Source organism: Marinitoga sp. 38H-ov, from assembly GCF_011057715.1.
Classification (GTDB): domain Bacteria; phylum Thermotogota; class Thermotogae; order Petrotogales; family Petrotogaceae; genus Marinitoga.
Map to the genome: position 1 here is coordinate 1 of NZ_LNGH01000007.1, position 16,416 is coordinate 16,416.

Here is a 16,416-nt window from a genome sequence, read left to right on the forward strand (position 1 = left end):
ATTATTCTGCTTATTTCTCTTTGAGATTTCCCTTCTCTAAAATACATGTATATTACTCTTCTTTTTTGGTCCATACTGATCATCCTTTCTAACTCCTCTCTCTTTATTTGAGAAGAGTATATCATTTTTTCTTCCTCAGTGGACCATTTTTCAATTTTATTCATGGGGTACTTTTAGTTTACACTATACAATAATGAAGAAAATGAAGAAAATAAAATAAAATTAAATTTTTATGTAAAAAATAAAATAGTATTAACAAAAGAAATAAAATATGATGAAATTATTATCGGAAGAAGTATTGATGCTGATATAGATATTTCTGAATTTGATTTTGAAAAAATTTTTTCTAGAAAAATATTAAAAATATTAAGGATAGAAGGGAAATATTATATAGAAGATATATCTAGTAATAAAATAATATTAAATAAAAAAATATTAGAAAAAAATAAGAGATATGAATTAAATCACGAAGATAGAATTATAATTCATGGTAAATTAGGTATTAAAGTACTTTTAACAAACAAAGAAAGTATTAATGATAAGGTTATAGATGTTGAAAACAAAAAAGTAATTTTAGATACAAATGTACTAATAGATGATGTTGATGTTATAGACAGATTAATAGAAAATAAAAATAAAATAATTATACCATATGAGGTTATTGAAGAATTAGACAATTTAAAAAGAAAAAAAGATTTACAATTTAATATAAATCAAATTCATAAAAAGTTAGATAAATATACAAAAAATAGTTTGATAGAGGTTAAATTAGCAAATATAAATAACTTACCTCATGAGTTAAGTAAAAGTGTTAATAAAGGAGATAATATTATATTATCTGTAGCATTAGAGGAAAAAGGTTGTATATTCATAACGTCAGATAAAAATTTAAGATTAAAAGCTAGAGTTTTAGGAATAGAAGTTAAAGATATTAATGAAATATAAGGAGATGGTATATTGCAATGGAAAAAATATAAAAATTTTTCAGAAAAAGAAAATATTATTAGATCCAAAATAAAAAATTTTAGTCAAACATTTAAAATAAAATTCTATACAAATGATGATTTTAAAGATAATATAGTTTTAGGGTATAAGATAAAACCTACAGATGATGAAGAAAAAGATTTAAAAAGACAAAAAATTTTAGAAAGAATTATTAAAGTAAATAATTTAGCTTTATCTAATCAATTACCAGAAATAATTGATTATGAAAATAATATTGTATATATGGATTATTTTGATGGAATTATTATGGATGATGCAATAAAAACAAATTATTTTTTAAAATATGAAAAAAATACTAAAAAAGATCAAGAAGAAATTGCGTTAAAAAGAATAATGAGAGGTGTAATACCGGAAATAATTGATTTTCAAAGAGATTTATATAATAAAAATTTAATACATCTTGGTATTTTTCCTGAACATATTATTGTGCAAAAAGATGATATTGTTAAAATAAAAGGTTTGAGATATATAAGTAGGCATAATAATGGGTTTATAGATGATAAGGTAATAACTAATGAAGAATTATATGGAAGTATAATAAATGAAAGATATACACCACCAGAATTAGTTGAATATATAAAGTCTAAAGGTAAGAAAAAAATAAATGCAAAAACTATTGTATCCTATCAAATAGGTATATTGTTATTTGATATAGTTACAAAAGGAAAATATAAAAATGAAGAAATTAAAGGAGATTTAATATATGATGCAAATTATTATTTACATAGTTTTGAAGAAAACAAGGTAATAAATTTAATTTTAGAATTAATTAATCCAAATCCAGAAAATAGATTAAAAAATTTTGAAGATATTAAAGATAGATGTAGAGAATTTGCAAAATAGTTTTAATTTATGATATAATGTAAATGTTATAATAAAAATTTTTAACAATAGGGGGTAAAAATGTGAATATATTAGAGTATGAATTAACAACTATTTCTCCAATGTTTGCAAGTAGAGATGGAAAAGATTTTGAATTAACTTCACAAAGTATAAGAGGGGTGTTAAGATTTTGGTTTAGAGCAGTTATACCTAGAGTATTAAATATACACTATTATAAAAATACAAAAGAAGATTATATTGGGTTAAAAAAAGCAGAAGAATTTATTTTTGGATCAACAGAAAAAAAATCACCTTTTGACGTAATTGTAGAAGGAATTAATGGTGAAAAATCTAGATATAATAAATATTTTTCACAAGATAATAGATATGGAATATATGGAGTTGATAAAAGGGAGTTTCTTAAAGAAAATTCAAGAATCAAATTGGTTTTTGTTGTAAAAAATGAAAAAATAAAAGGATTATTAGAAAATTTATTGATTTTAGTATCTTTGATAGGAGGATTTGGAGCTAAATCTAGAAAGGGTTTTGGTAGCTTTGAGATAAATAAAAATAATTATAAATTAATAGATATATTAAAAATTTTAGATGAAGAAAATAAAAAAATATTTTCAAATGGTGAATTTGATTTAACTCCTACAAAATTTGATGATGTATCTGATTATCCGGTATTGGTAAAAGGTTATTATAGCAGTTTTTCAAAAAATACAAAATATGAAACATTTAAAGATGTATATAATTATTTGTTTAAAACTCCTCAAGATTTTAATCAAAAAGGAGTTTATATTAAAACAAAATATAGATTAAGAAAAAAAGGGAATGATTCATTTAAAACAGCTATATATGATGTAGAAAAAGGATATAATAATAATATAATTTTTCATCAATCAATTTTTGGATTACCAATAAATTATAAAACTTTTAATGGACAACATAAAAATTTATTAGGTAGTAATTATTCTCTAACTCCAGAAAATGGAGAAAGAAAAGCTTCACCTTTATTTATATCAGTATATAAAAATAACAATAAATATTCAATAAGATTTTTAATATTAAAAAGCAAATTAACAGCTAGTAAAAATCCAAGATTAAAATTCAATAAGAAAAGAGGGAATACAATTTCTGTAATGGGTAATGAAAATTACAATGAATTAATTGAAGAATTAAAAAATAATGTTAAGGAGGAGAAAATGTGATTTGGGAAAAAAAAATTCAAGCATTGTTACATGATCCAATTGAAAAAGCTTTAGATATTACTAATCATGAAAAAATTGCAGACAAAAGATTATTTAAGTTAAATACATATATAAAAGATAAGAATTATGATTATTTGTCTAGTTCTGCAGATAGAATATTATTTCCAAAAGAAAGAGAACATTTTTCAAGAAGATTTTCTATAGATATTAATCAACATCCTGAATATATTCATCCATTAACTGGAGAAAAATTAGAAGATTACTTTAATGAGGAATTTAAAAAAATAATAAGGAAAATTGATTCAGAGAAAATTACAGAAAAAATAGAATATATTGATAATGATCATAGAAAATCATATTATAAACTATGGTGGGAATTACCTGATTTATTAAATATATCATATATGTTACCTGCAGATACTAGAGTGCCAAGCCATTCAATAATTGATCATTTAGATAGCGCTTCAGCTATGAGTGTTTCAAATAATCTTTCTTTGATTTTAGTTTCAATAGGTCCAGTTCAAGAATTTATAGCAGCAGGAAGAAGTACAATAGATCTTAAAGTTGGAAGTTATATTTTATCCTATTTGGTTTTTCAAGGTATTAAGGTAATAGGAGAAAAGTATGGATATGATAATATTATTTTCCCATATATGAGAGGAAATTATTTTGTAAAAAAAGAATTAGAAAAACTTGGCCTTTTTTTAAGCACTACAGCTGATCCTTCAGTGGCTTCATTACCAAATGTTTTTACTGCTATAGTTCCTACAAAAGATATAAATGAATTGAAAGAAGAAGTTAATAATGCAATAAAAAATGAAATGAATAAAATTAGCGAATATATAAAAAAATATATAAAAAATAATGCCAATGAAAAAATAAAAATTAAAGTATTAAGTAATTTTGATAAATGGGATGAACAAGTATCTCAATTCCCAACTATTATGATAGTTGAACAAAAAATAGCTAATTTAGAAGAAAGTATAAAAGATCATTATAATTATACAAAAGATGAAAAAATAAAAAATCTATATGAAGAATTAAAGAAATTAGAAAATACATACACTATAAAAGATATATCTTTTTATGGGATGTATAGTGAATTATTAGGTATAAAAAGTACTTTAAGAAAAGCAACAAGAGATTTTAATCAATTATATGAAAATAGTAAAGAACATGGTGATGATATTAGTGGAAGTAATAAAGCATTGATAGAAATTGAAACAATATATGAAAATGAATCTAAAATTGAAAAATTATCTGCATTATCAGCTATAAAAAGGTTTTTTGTAGAATATTTAAAAGAAATAAATTATACAGAAGCATATGAAAAATTAAAAGATATTAGATCAACAGAAAAAATAGCAGATAAATATAAATTAGCAGTTTTATTAATGGATGGAGATAATATGGGTAAATGGATTTCAGGTAATTTGGCTCCTTCAATAAAAGATAGATTGCATTCAAAAATAGTATCTGAAATGAAAAAAGATAATGAAGATTATATAAAAATTTTAGAAGAAATCAAATTTGTGACTCCAGCATATCAAAGAATGATAAGTAGAACATTAAATCATTTTTCTAATTTTGTACCAAAAATTGTAGAAGAATTTAATGGACTTTTAATTTATGCTGGTGGAGATGATGTATTAGCGTTATTCCCTTCAAACAAAGTATTTAATGCAGCAAATAAATTAAGAAAAGTTTATTCTGGAATAGGGAATGAAAAAATAGATAATTATGAATTTAAAAATGGTTGGTGTTATTTAAATAATATTCCTGTATTTAATATGATGGGTAAAAATGCAACAATGAGTGTTGGTATAACAATATCAAAACATAACTTTAATCTAAAATTAGCTCTTAACAAAGCAAGAGAAATGGAAAAATTTGCAAAGTCAAATGAAGAAGGTAATATAAAGAAAAACAGTTTTGCAATAGCAACTATTAGAAGAAGTGGTCAAGTAAATCAATCAAGAAGTTTTTGGGATATAGATTATTATGATGTATTAGCAAAATCACAAGAATTTATAACAAAGTATGAAAATAAAAAATCAATTAAAAATTTAATAACAAGATTAAAAAATGAATATCAAAATTTCTGTTTAGATGAAATGGGTAATGAGATAATGTCAATAAAAGATTTTAGAGATAATGTAATTCCATTTATAGAAAAAAGGATGCAATTAAAATTAAAAGATGAAATTAAAATAATATTAGCTGATAATATGAGATTTAATAAGGATAAGTTTATTGATTTTATGATTACTCTTGAAAATATAGAATATTCAAGAAGGGAGAATAAATATGAAGATTAAAACATTATTTATAAAACCAATTGATTATGTAGGATTTAGAAGAGCAAAAAACTTTTCACATTCCGAAGAAACAATATTTCCAAATATCAAAACATTTTATGGAGCAATATTAGGATCTTATTTTAGAAAAAATAATTTAAAAACTCAAGATATAGAAGAAATAATAAAATCAAAAAAATTAAAACTTATAGGTCCATTTTTATCAGATGTAGATGAAAATATATATTTTAGGATGCCTTCTATAATAAAACAAAATGATGAAACTAAAGAATATTATAAAGGGAAAATTGATAAATCATTTACATTTCCAATTAATGGAAAGGAATTGTATGGAATTAGATATGATTCAATGAGAAATTTGAAAGAACCTGAAAAAAAATATATATCTTTAAAAGAATTAGAAGAATTGAAAAAAGGAAATATTAAAATTATTGAAGATAACTCACAAATATACGAAAAAGAAGAAAAAGTAGGAATAGCTTTAGAAAATAGAAAATCAAAAGAAAATATGTTGTATTCATATACGTATTTTAGGTTTAAAGAAAATTCAGGATTTGTTTTATTTGTTGAAAAAGATGAATTAAAAATATTAGAAGATATTGATTTTGTTACTTTAGGTACTAAAGGGAGACTTGCTAAAGTTGAAATAAAAGAAATAGAAACAAGTATTTTTGATAGTATTTCTGATAAAGAAAAAGGATTATTGTTATTAACTCCTGCATATTTTAATAATGGGATATTACCAGTATTTAATGAAAATATTATAGCAGTAGCAAATTATAAGCCAGAAAGTTTAGGGTTTTGGGATTTGAAAAATAATAAACCTGGTGAATTATTTAAAGTAGTTCCTTGTGGTAGTGTATATTATATTGATAACGAATTTAAAAATGAGTATAGTAGTAATTTTACTGATAAATTTAGTGAATATAATTTTGGAAAATATATTGAAATAAAATTATAAGGGGGTAAGTAAATTGAGTGGGAAAATAGGTTTTTTATATGCAGTAACACAAATTCATGCTGGTAAGGGAATGGATGTAGGAGTAGTTGATCAACCAATTCAAAGAGAAGTTCATACAGGATTTCCAATAATTTCTGGTATAAAAGGTGCAATAAGAAATGAAATTGATTTTGGAAATGATGATATTTCAATTTTTGGTTCTCGTGCTGATAGTAAGGAAGAAACAAATCCGGGAAATGTAACTTTTTCAGAAGCAAAAATATTGTTTTTCCCATTAAGAAGTATTAATAGAGGAATGGTTTGGATTACATGTCCATTAGCTTTGTCAAGATTAAAAACAGCTTTTGAAGTTATCGGAAATAAAGATGTTTCAGAAAAAATATCTGATTTATTACAATCATTAGATTTAAATAAAGAATATTCAACTTTTGATAATTCTAATGTTAGTCTTGAAGAATTTGTTATTGAACCAGAAAAATCAGAAAAGTTAAAAAAATTATTAGGAGAAATAAAAGATTTTGCTCCAGATGATTACTTAAAAAATATATTAATTGAAAACACTATATTGTTAAAAGATGAAGATTTTGCTTTTTTTGTAAAGAATGCTACTGAAGTATTACCAAGAATAAGAATCGATAGAAATACTGGTGTTGTAAAAGAAGGTGCATTATGGTATGAAGAATATTTACCACAAGATTCTGTAATGTTTTTTATAATTAAACCATTAAAAAAAGATGAAAATTTAATAAAAATAGTATCAGATAAATTAGATAATCAATATATAAATGTAGGTGGAAAAGCATCAGTTGGTAAAGGATTTGCTTTTATTAAATTAATGTGAGGTGGAATGATGAAGAGAGAAAATAGTACTAAATTAATAGCTAAAGATTTGGTTTTAAAAAATGCTAATAAAAGTTATAAAAAAGAATATAGATCATTTATAAAAGGTTTAGGATCAATGATAATTCAAAATGGATTATATGGAACATTAGTTTTTTTAAAAGCAAAAGGAAAAGAACATCATTTACAAATATTTAATGATATAGAAGAATTTTTAACTAAAAAAGACCTTATTAAAGGTGATGATTTATTAGAATTTCTTGAAAAAACAGATAATTTATCATTAATACAAGATAGGGTTTTAGAATTTGCAAATTGGTATAGAAGGTATGTAGATATATTTATAGGTGGTGATTGATTTGAAACAATTTATACATCAACCAAATCAAATTAAAAATTCTAGTTTGTATTATGATAAATTTGTATTTAGTGAAAAAAGATTAATGGAAAAAGATAATACCATATCAGATGAAATAAATAGAGTTTTAAATGGCGATACAAGAAATGAAAATATAAAAAATAATAGAAATAAATTAAAAAGAGATTTAGCAAGCAGAAAAATTGATGATGTTTTAGAAAGACAAATAAAAGAAAGGTATAAAGATATTCTAATAAATATAGCAACAAGAGAATTAAAAGAAAAAATAGAATTAGCCAAAAGATTAAGAATTAATATGATAAAATCATTAAAAAACAGGTATAGAATATTAAGCTATGAAATTTATACCAAAACTCCATTTTTAATAGGTGCAGGAATACCTTCTATAGATGAAGTTGGTTTTTATTGGAGTAGAAATTTAGGATTGCCTATAATACCTGGAACAACATTAAAGGGAGCTTTTAGAAAATTTTTAGAATTAAAAAATTCAACATTTATAGACTCTATATTTGGTAAAGAAGATAATAAAGGGGATGCTATATTTTTAGATACAATTCCAATAGATAATATAGAATTAGGTAAAGAGTTTCAAGCACCACATTTTCAAAATTATTATAGTAAAAACAAAGCTCCAAATGATATATATAATCCTGTCCCAATAAATTATTTGAGTGTTTTTAAAGGGAAATTTAGATTAGATATAATAATAGAAAAAAATAATGATGAGATATTTAAAGAAATAGAAAGTAACATAAAAGAATTTTTAGAATTTTACGGATTAGGTGCAAAAACATCAATGGGTTATGGAAGATTTAATATAAGTAGGCAGCTTTAAAGCTGCCTTTTTTATAAAAATTTATCCTTTTTTAAACTAAAAATTAACTATGTTAAATAAAATAAAGTTTGATATACGAATTATAGCGTGAGATCCGGGAAAATAAAAATCGTCTAAAAACATTATTATTAGTGAATAACAATTTTGTAACCATGTAACGATTAAGTTAATTCATAAAAAATAAGGAAAAATAGGGGGGATCCGGAAAGCAAATAAAGCTCTAAAAATATAATTGTTGAGCAATTTTACATTAAGTAAACTGCACGATAAAGGAAATGAAAAGAAAAGGTGTTATAATAATAATCAGTATTTCTACGAGTTTTTAACCTACCTATGAGGTATGGAAACGCGGACATATAAAAGCACATTCCATCGAAATAGATAAAGTTTTTAACCTACCTATGAGGTATGGAAACCTTTTTAATATTAAGTATATTCCTGTTCCCATTAATAGTTTTTAACCTACCTATGAGGTATGGAAACCCCTTTCTGGTTTTAATTTCTATTTTATTTTCATACATGTTTTTAACCTACCTATGAGGTATGGAAACTAATGATTTGAGAATCATTATTGGTATTTTCGTATATGTTTTTAACCTACCTATGAGGTATGGAAACATTTATATACCACCAGACGTTAGGTGGTTGAAAAACAAGTTTTTAACCTACCTATGAGGTATGGAAACTATACCTAACTTTTTACATAAGTTTTCTACTAATTCGTTTTTAACCTACCTATGAGGTATGGAAACATCGCCGACCTTACCAATTGATAAGAAGATGCTATTTTGGTTTTTAACCTACCTATGAGGTATGGAAACTAATTAATCCTTTTTCATTCAATAGTCCTTCAAAAATTGTTTTTAACCTACCTATGAGGTATGGAAACCCGGGTTAATTGGTAGCTAGACGCTACCTCATAGCTAAGTTTTTAACCTACCTATGAGGTATGGAAACTCCATGTATTCATCTAATTCCTCTAAAGTTTCAATAATGTTTTTAACCTACCTATGAGGTATGGAAACATAGACACTTGTTAGTCCTATTGTGGATTCTGTATGTGTTTTTAACCTACCTATGAGGTATGGAAACTCATCTAAAATGTCTTTGTGTGCCTTGAACATAATAAGTTTTTAACCTACCTATGAGGTATGGAAACTCAATAATGTTTCTTACAGACCCTAATTCAAATTCTAGTTTTTAACCTACCTATGAGGTATGGAAACATATATCCTTCAAAATTGTTTCCATTATATATAATTTGTTTTTAACCTACCTATGAGGTATGGAAACCGTTTCAACTCTTTTGCTAGTTCTACAAGAATTTTTTGTTTTTAACCTACCTATGAGGTATGGAAACAAATTACTCATGCCTTCACCCCCACTTTAGGATTAATAAGTTTTTAACCTACCTATGAGGTATGGAAACAAAATTATGTAAATAAAGTGTAAATGATTTTTATTTAGTTTTTAACCTACCTATGAGGTATGGAAACTTGCTATATTGTTTCCATGTAACCAAAGTTTTATAACGTTTTTAACCTACCTATGAGGTATGGAAACCGGAAAGGTGGCATGTTGCCATTGTTCTTCGTAGCCGGGTTTTTAACCTACCTATGAGGTATGGAAACCCAATTGACGGAGAATATATAAATATTCTTCATCAAGTTTTTAACCTACCTATGAGGTATGGAAACCGGGGCGAAAGGTTATTAGCCTTTCGTCCCGTCTTGCGTTTTTAACCTACCTATGAGGTATGGAAACAAAACTTTGTAAGTTTCCGCCAAATAGACTTCACATCCGTTTTTAACCTACCTATGAGGTATGGAAACCTCTTAATTGTTTTTAAGATTTCTTTACTTTGAAGGTTTTTAACCTACCTATGAGGTATGGAAACCTTCGTATGGACACCACATACAATAATTTCCTACTTTGTTTTTAACCTACCTATGAGGTATGGAAACCATCAACACCGACAACGTAAATCGTGTCGGTTTTTAATGGTTTTTAACCTACCTATGAGGTATGGAAACACTCCCAACCATAACCAGAAGAAGATATTATTATGCTTTGTTTTTAACCTACCTATGAGGTATGGAAACTGAATAATAAAAAATAATTTCCCTTGCCTTTGAATTTGTTTTTAACCTACCTATGAGGTATGGAAACTTTTCAAGATGACTTCCTTTTGGAAGTCCCTATTTGGGTTTTTAACCTACCTATGAGGTATGGAAACCTAAAATTCTCAAAAAAAACAACTTCAATCTTACTTTTGTTTTTAACCTACCTATGAGGTATGGAAACTTCCACATAATTCAACCTCCCCGGTAGCGCTGCTTGCCGTTTTTAACCTACCTATGAGGTATGGAAACTTGCCAGGTAGCACCCCTCCAATCTCGGGGTGATCCTAGTTTTTAACCTACCTATGAGGTATGGAAACTGTTGTCTCTTTTATGTTTGTTAAGGCATCTTCTAAGTGTTTTTAACCTACCTATGAGGTATGGAAACTTGTTACTTCTAGCCACATCTTCGAAGAATTGTAGTCCGTTTTTAACCTACCTATGAGGTATGGAAACTCGCCAAGAGAGTTTTCTTTGTTTCTCTGATAGCGTTTGTTTTTAACCTACCTATGAGGTATGGAAACTTGACCCCTTTCTAATACAAGTATTTCTATGTTTCCGGTTTTTAACCTACCTATGAGGTATGGAAACGTGTGTAATGTCCGTTTACAAAGCGGGGTTCTACGTGTTTTTAACCTACCTATGAGGTATGGAAACAGGGCAGATTTCCGCCCTTAAAATAAGTGTGTAATGTCCGTTTTTAACCTACCTATGAGGTATGGAAACCGAAAAAACAAAAAAAAGGGGGGTAAAACGTGTTTGCGTTTTTAACTTACCTATGAGGTATGGAAACCTTCTTCCCACTCTTCGGCGAAAAATTCAAAGCGTAGTTTTTAACCTACCTATGAGGTATGGAAACCTATTTCTCCGTTTCCAAAGTAGACTGTTTCTACTTTGGTTTTTAACCTACCTATGAGGTATGGAAACATTTTCTACAATTGTAAATAACGAAACTGATAAAAAACGTTTTTAACCTACCTATGAGGTATGGAAACATAAAATCTTTCGTTGCATTCCCAGCCTTGATGGGTGTTTTTAACCTACCTATGAGGTATGGAAACTTATTTCAAATCTTTTGTAACTTTTGTTATACTTGTTTTTAACCTACCTATGAGGTATGGAAACAGAATATACAGAGATATTATCTAGTTCTCCTTTATCGGAGGTTTTTAACCTACCTATGAGGTATGGAAACTTTAACCAATTAACGAATGTTTCTATCCATTCTTCTTCGTTTTTAACCTACCTATGAGGTATGGAAACGCCCCAGCCCTAAATGTGACTGGTTGCCATAATTTATGTTTTTAACCTACCTATGAGGTATGGAAACATACAACATTATATTTTTCAGACAACCCCAATTTTTTTGTTTTTAACCTACCTATGAGGTATGGAAACATACAACATTATATTTTTCAGACAACCCCAATTTTTTTGTTTTTAACCTACCTATGAGGTATGGAAACAATCCAAAATGAAATAACACTATTGAAAGTTTTTAAATCTTAGTTTTTAACTTGCAGCGAAAACAAGAGGAATAAAAAATCTAGAACAAACAATTTAGTAAAAAATTAAGTAAATATAAAATAATAAAATATAGAAAAGAAGGCAAGAAGCCTTCTTTTTTTTTTTTTTTTTAAAAGCAAAATTTAAATGACTAATAATAATTCAAAAGAAAAAAGATATAAATAAATATATAAAATAAAAATAAAGAAAACATAAAAGAGTTAAATAAAAAAGATCAAATAAATAAGAAGATAAAAAGAAAAATTATATAAAAAAGGCATATTCAAATAAAAAAATAATTAATATTCATTGGATATTTTAAAAGTCTAATGATAATATGAAAAAAAAGAAAAAACATAAAGTAGGTAAAAAAATAGGAGAAAGTAAAAAGAAAAGTGAAAAAATAATATCCATGATGTTATGAGTAGTAATTATTTTTGTAGTACATTTAGTAGTATTTCCAGATACAACAAAAAGTTATATAGCAAGAATAAGTAATGAAAAAGAAAAAATTGAAAAAAGTAATACAGTAGAAGGATAAATAGAAAACACATTAGATAAAGAAATATGGAACAATAAAAGAAACAGAAAAATCAAATAAAAAAACAGATAAAAGAAGTAATAGAAAACTTGTTTGATGGAGAAAAAAACCAGGGAAAAACCTGGTCTTTTTTAATTCTAAATATTTTAATTATAACTAGAAGATAAAAAAAGAAAAAGGAGGAAAAGAAATTGAAAGAATTAGAACTAAAGTACAGTTTTGACAAACCATATATATACTCAGGAACAAAAGAAGATAGTTATGTAAATCTATTAATAGAAGTAAAACCAGGAGAAGAAATAAGAAAAGAGGGATATGAAGTAAAAGGAACAGACTTTTGTATAGTATTAGATGTATCAGGTTCGATGAGTGGTTATATAGAAGAAGGAATAAGTAAATTAGAAACAGCAGTAAAATCGACAAAAAATCTATACCAATATCTAACGCCAGAAGATAGTGTAAGTTTAATAATATATCATTCATATCCAGTAGTAATATTAGATCATGCAAAAAACATAAGCGAAGAAGAATATAACAAAGCAGTAGAAAAAGCATATACAGAATCAGGAGCAACGAACATATCAGCAGCATTAAAAAAAGCAAGAGAAATACTAAAAGTAAATACAGGAAACACAAAAAAAATAATATTTTTAACAGATGGATTACCAGTAGAAGACAGAGAAGAAGATGGGATAGAAGAAGGTAATTTAATAGCAGAAGAAAATATAAGTATAACAGCATTAGGGATAGGAAATGACTTTAATTATACATATATAGAAAAAGTAGTAAAACCAGGAAGAGGAACTACAGATTGGATAAAAAGTGCAGGAGAATCAATACAAATATTTGAAAAGACATTAAAAAGGGCAAAATCAATAGTAGTAAATGAAATAGAATTAGAAATAAAAGTTTCAGAAAAAGTAAGAGCAAATGAATATTATAGGGCAGTACCAGAAACAACATATTATGGAAAATTAGAATTAGATAAAGAAAGGATATATAAAATAAAATTAGATGACATAGAAAAGAATAGATATTATCAATATGTATTTGAAATAGCGATACCAGGAGTACAAAATGAATATGAAGGGAAATTTAGAGTAATGAGTGCAAAATTAAGATATCAAATACCAGCAACAAAAGAAAGAAAAGAAGAAAAAGTAGATATAGTAATAGAAATGACAAGAGATATAGAAAAATCAAATTATGAATATCAAAGTGTAAAAGAAATAGTAGAAAGATGTAAAATAAAAAAATTAGATGAATATTTAAATGAATATATAAATAAAAATAACGATAAGGGAGTAATAAAAACAATAGATGAAATAATAGAAAGATTAGAAGAAATAGGAGAAGAAGAAATAGCAGAAAATTATAGAAAAATAAAAGAAAATTATATAAAGACAAAAAATATACCAAATAACTTATTAATAGCAGCATCAAATTCATCAACAAAAATAAATGATGAAGGTTTTATAACTGAAGATGATAATTTAGAAGAATTATATAACGATATATTTTAATTTTATCCAAGATCATATAAAATTTTGTGAAAATAAGAATAGATATCCCCTCTTCTTGGTAAGATAAAATAAAACCGGAAGAGGGTTAATGTCAATAAGAAAGAAAAAAAGTAAGATTAAAAAATTAGCAAAGTTAACAGCAATATGTGTAAACACAATGAAAGACCTATATATAAGATTAAAGAATTGACTAATAAATGTTAGAAGATTATGTATTAATTCAGTAAATGAAATAAAAGGATTCCCGTAAGCAATTAAAGCAATATTTTCTTATACTGTAGTACAAAGATAAAAAAGTAATTTGTAAATAATTTAAAAAAGTTATATAAAGTACCGAACAAGATATATCTCATTCAAACCTGTAATGTAAAAAAATAAATGGAGAAACTATAAATTAATATTAGAAAGTTTGGAAATAATATACTATATTTTAATTATGGTAATGAAGTAAGAAAAATATGACCAAATAAATGTGATAGAATTATTGAATAGTCAATATAGAAAATAAAACATCATTCCCAAATGATTATGATAAATAAAATTTAGCAACAAAAATCTGAACAGTTCAATATAGAAACTGTAAATCTTATACATCTTTATCAAAGAAAGAATTACAAAATCAGTCTTAATTCTCGCTGCAAATAAATTCCACCAAGGATATAAATATTAACAACAATTTTTCAAATTAATAATGTTAAATCTTGCAGTAAACGTTTCAAAATGGTGTTTGTTTTTTATATCAAAAATTTCTAAAAATGTCTACTAAATTATATTACAATATAGACAATAAATATGATAATAAATAAAAAGATAATCCAATTTTATTAGGTATTTATATAAAAAATTATATCTTACCTTATGAGAAATTATGTTTTGTTCCAACTCCTTAAAAATTTATTTTATTATCTAAAATATATTCTATACTTAAAAGATTAATTTTATAAAAGTAATTTAGTCATTTAAATTGCGGATATTCTTCTGATATAACTTCTATGTTATTTTTATAATCTTCATATAAATAGCATGTATCTTTCAATGTTTCTTCGATTTTTTCTTCTAAATTTTTTTCAATATTTTATATAAATCTTCTATAGAATCATCTAATATAAATTTATTTAATAAATTTTCTTTAAGTTTCGATAATTCCAAATCATATTTTTTTTATTAAAAAAATGAAATTTTATTAAATTCTTATCTAATAAATCCACTTTATTTGATAAAGAAACAATATCATTTTTGGAACTATCCAATTCATTAATAAATTGCTTTTATTAAAAATGCTTTTCTGAATATAATTTAGTTTTTTCAATATCTAAATTAAATTTTCTTCTTTATTTCTTAAATTATCTAATTTTTTATTAATTTTATATTAATAATGATATATATAAAATTATCAATAATATTAACTTTTTCTTATATTTCATTAATTAATTTTTCTAAAATTCAATTTATTATCCCTATATGAATTTGTTTGAAATGAAGGTATATCTTTATTCCTATTAAAGATGGGAATTCAGGATGATCAAGAAATAATTTTTCATATTATCTATATGATAATTTTGCCATCTTTAATAATATTAAATCTTTAATAATATTAATATTTTTAAAATAGATTTATCTGGGTATTTTTTCTTCTATCAAAAGAATAATTTTGTTCTTTGATAAATATACCTATAATATTAATAATTTCATTTTTACAAAAGAAACTTTGATTACTTTTGTGTTAGTGTTGAATTGGAGACTTAGCTTTTTGCCTCCATTCAATATTTAGATATTGAATCAAGGAGTGCCTATTTTTATTTCCTTATTTTTTGGTATCTTATTTTATTTTTAATAAAAAGAATATTTAAATAAAAAAATCAATTTTTTGTTAAATAATATATAAAAATTCTAAATATGTTATAATAATATAGATAAAAAAGTTTCCGGTATTAATTCAAGAGAAAAATTAATAAAGATGTAAGATAACAAGAGTTTAGAATAATATATATAGAAAAAAGAGTAAAACAAATATTATGCACATGGTGCAAAAATTAGAATTATTTAGTTAATTGTAAATGCTTAATTGATTATTAATATCATCCTTTAAAAATACCATTTTTTTAGAAGATTGAGATAATTCAATATGATTATATGGGATATTTAAGCATATAGTATATACTTCTAACTGTTTTCTGGCAGTCAATACAACAGCAGCTTTGTGAGATTTACCTTGATCTTTAATATTTAAGAACAGGATAATAAGAAGCTGTTTGAGGTAATATCTTAGATATTTATTACAAATCTTTGTGATTATATTACCAGAATCATTTAAATCCCAACGTAATTCTTCATAAGAAGATAATTTAGAAT

Annotated in this window: 10 protein-coding genes and 1 CRISPR repeat array; of the genes, 9 read left to right on the forward strand and 1 reads right to left on the reverse strand. The window is 24.7% G+C overall.

The genetic code is table 11. From position 1 onward, the window contains the following. The first annotated feature begins 570 nt into the window (after positions 1 to 570). The 9 genes from AS160_RS11345 to AS160_RS02020 all read left to right on the forward strand — a co-directional run bounded on the left by AS160_RS11345 (position 571) and on the right by AS160_RS02020 (position 14,064). Entirely contained in the window at positions 571 to 945 is a 375-nt protein-coding gene (locus AS160_RS11345) for a PIN domain-containing protein (protein ID WP_277601264.1), read from the forward strand. A 12-nt stretch (positions 946 to 957) separates the two neighbouring features. Further along, positions 958 to 1,848 carry a hypothetical protein gene (locus AS160_RS01985; protein ID WP_165144317.1) on the forward strand — a complete coding sequence of 297 codons (891 nt, stop codon included), beginning with the start codon at positions 958 to 960 and terminating at the stop codon, positions 1,846 to 1,848. A gap of 62 nt (positions 1,849 to 1,910) precedes the next feature. Next, a complete protein-coding gene (gene cmr1, locus AS160_RS01990) occupies positions 1,911 to 3,041 on the forward strand; it encodes a type III-B CRISPR module RAMP protein Cmr1 (protein ID WP_165144318.1) in 1,131 nt (376 codons plus the stop codon). Then, positions 3,038 to 5,359 carry a type III-B CRISPR-associated protein Cas10/Cmr2 gene (gene cas10 / locus AS160_RS01995; RefSeq protein ID WP_165144319.1) on the forward strand — a complete coding sequence of 774 codons (2,322 nt, stop codon included), beginning with the start codon at positions 3,038 to 3,040 and terminating at the stop codon, positions 5,357 to 5,359. The genes cmr1 and cas10 overlap by 4 nt, the downstream gene beginning before the upstream one ends. Continuing rightward, entirely contained in the window at positions 5,349 to 6,320 is a 972-nt protein-coding gene (gene cmr3 / locus AS160_RS02000; RefSeq protein ID WP_165144320.1) for a type III-B CRISPR module-associated protein Cmr3, read from the forward strand. Before cas10 ends, cmr3 begins: the two co-directional genes overlap by 11 nt. Before the next feature lie 13 nt (positions 6,321 to 6,333). Then, positions 6,334 to 7,161 (forward strand): type III-B CRISPR module RAMP protein Cmr4, encoded by an 828-nt coding sequence (cmr4, locus tag AS160_RS02005; RefSeq protein WP_165144321.1) that lies wholly within the window; start codon positions 6,334 to 6,336, stop codon positions 7,159 to 7,161. Positions 7,162 to 7,170: 9 nt separating this feature from the next. After that, on the forward strand, positions 7,171 to 7,518 hold the full coding sequence (cmr5, locus tag AS160_RS02010) for a type III-B CRISPR module-associated protein Cmr5 (RefSeq protein ID WP_165144322.1): 348 nt from the start codon (positions 7,171 to 7,173) through the stop codon (positions 7,516 to 7,518). After that, on the forward strand, positions 7,511 to 8,374 hold the full coding sequence (gene cmr6, locus AS160_RS02015) for a type III-B CRISPR module RAMP protein Cmr6 (RefSeq protein ID WP_346774413.1): 864 nt from the start codon (positions 7,511 to 7,513) through the stop codon (positions 8,372 to 8,374). Before cmr5 ends, cmr6 begins: the two co-directional genes overlap by 8 nt. A gap of 318 nt (positions 8,375 to 8,692) precedes the next feature. Then, positions 8,693 to 12,018: direct repeats of the CRISPR family, unit length 30 nt; unit sequence GTTTTTAACCTACCTATGAGGTATGGAAAC. A gap of 714 nt (positions 12,019 to 12,732) precedes the next feature. Then, positions 12,733 to 14,064, forward strand: a complete 1,332-nt coding sequence (locus AS160_RS02020; RefSeq protein WP_165144323.1) for a vWA domain-containing protein — start codon at positions 12,733 to 12,735, stop codon at positions 14,062 to 14,064. 2,047 nt (positions 14,065 to 16,111) lie between these two features. On the opposite strand, the gene AS160_RS02025 is transcribed toward AS160_RS02020, so the two are convergent. Beyond that, on the reverse strand, positions 16,112 to 16,416 hold a 305-nt coding region (locus AS160_RS02025; RefSeq protein WP_165144324.1), incomplete at its 5' end, for a hypothetical protein.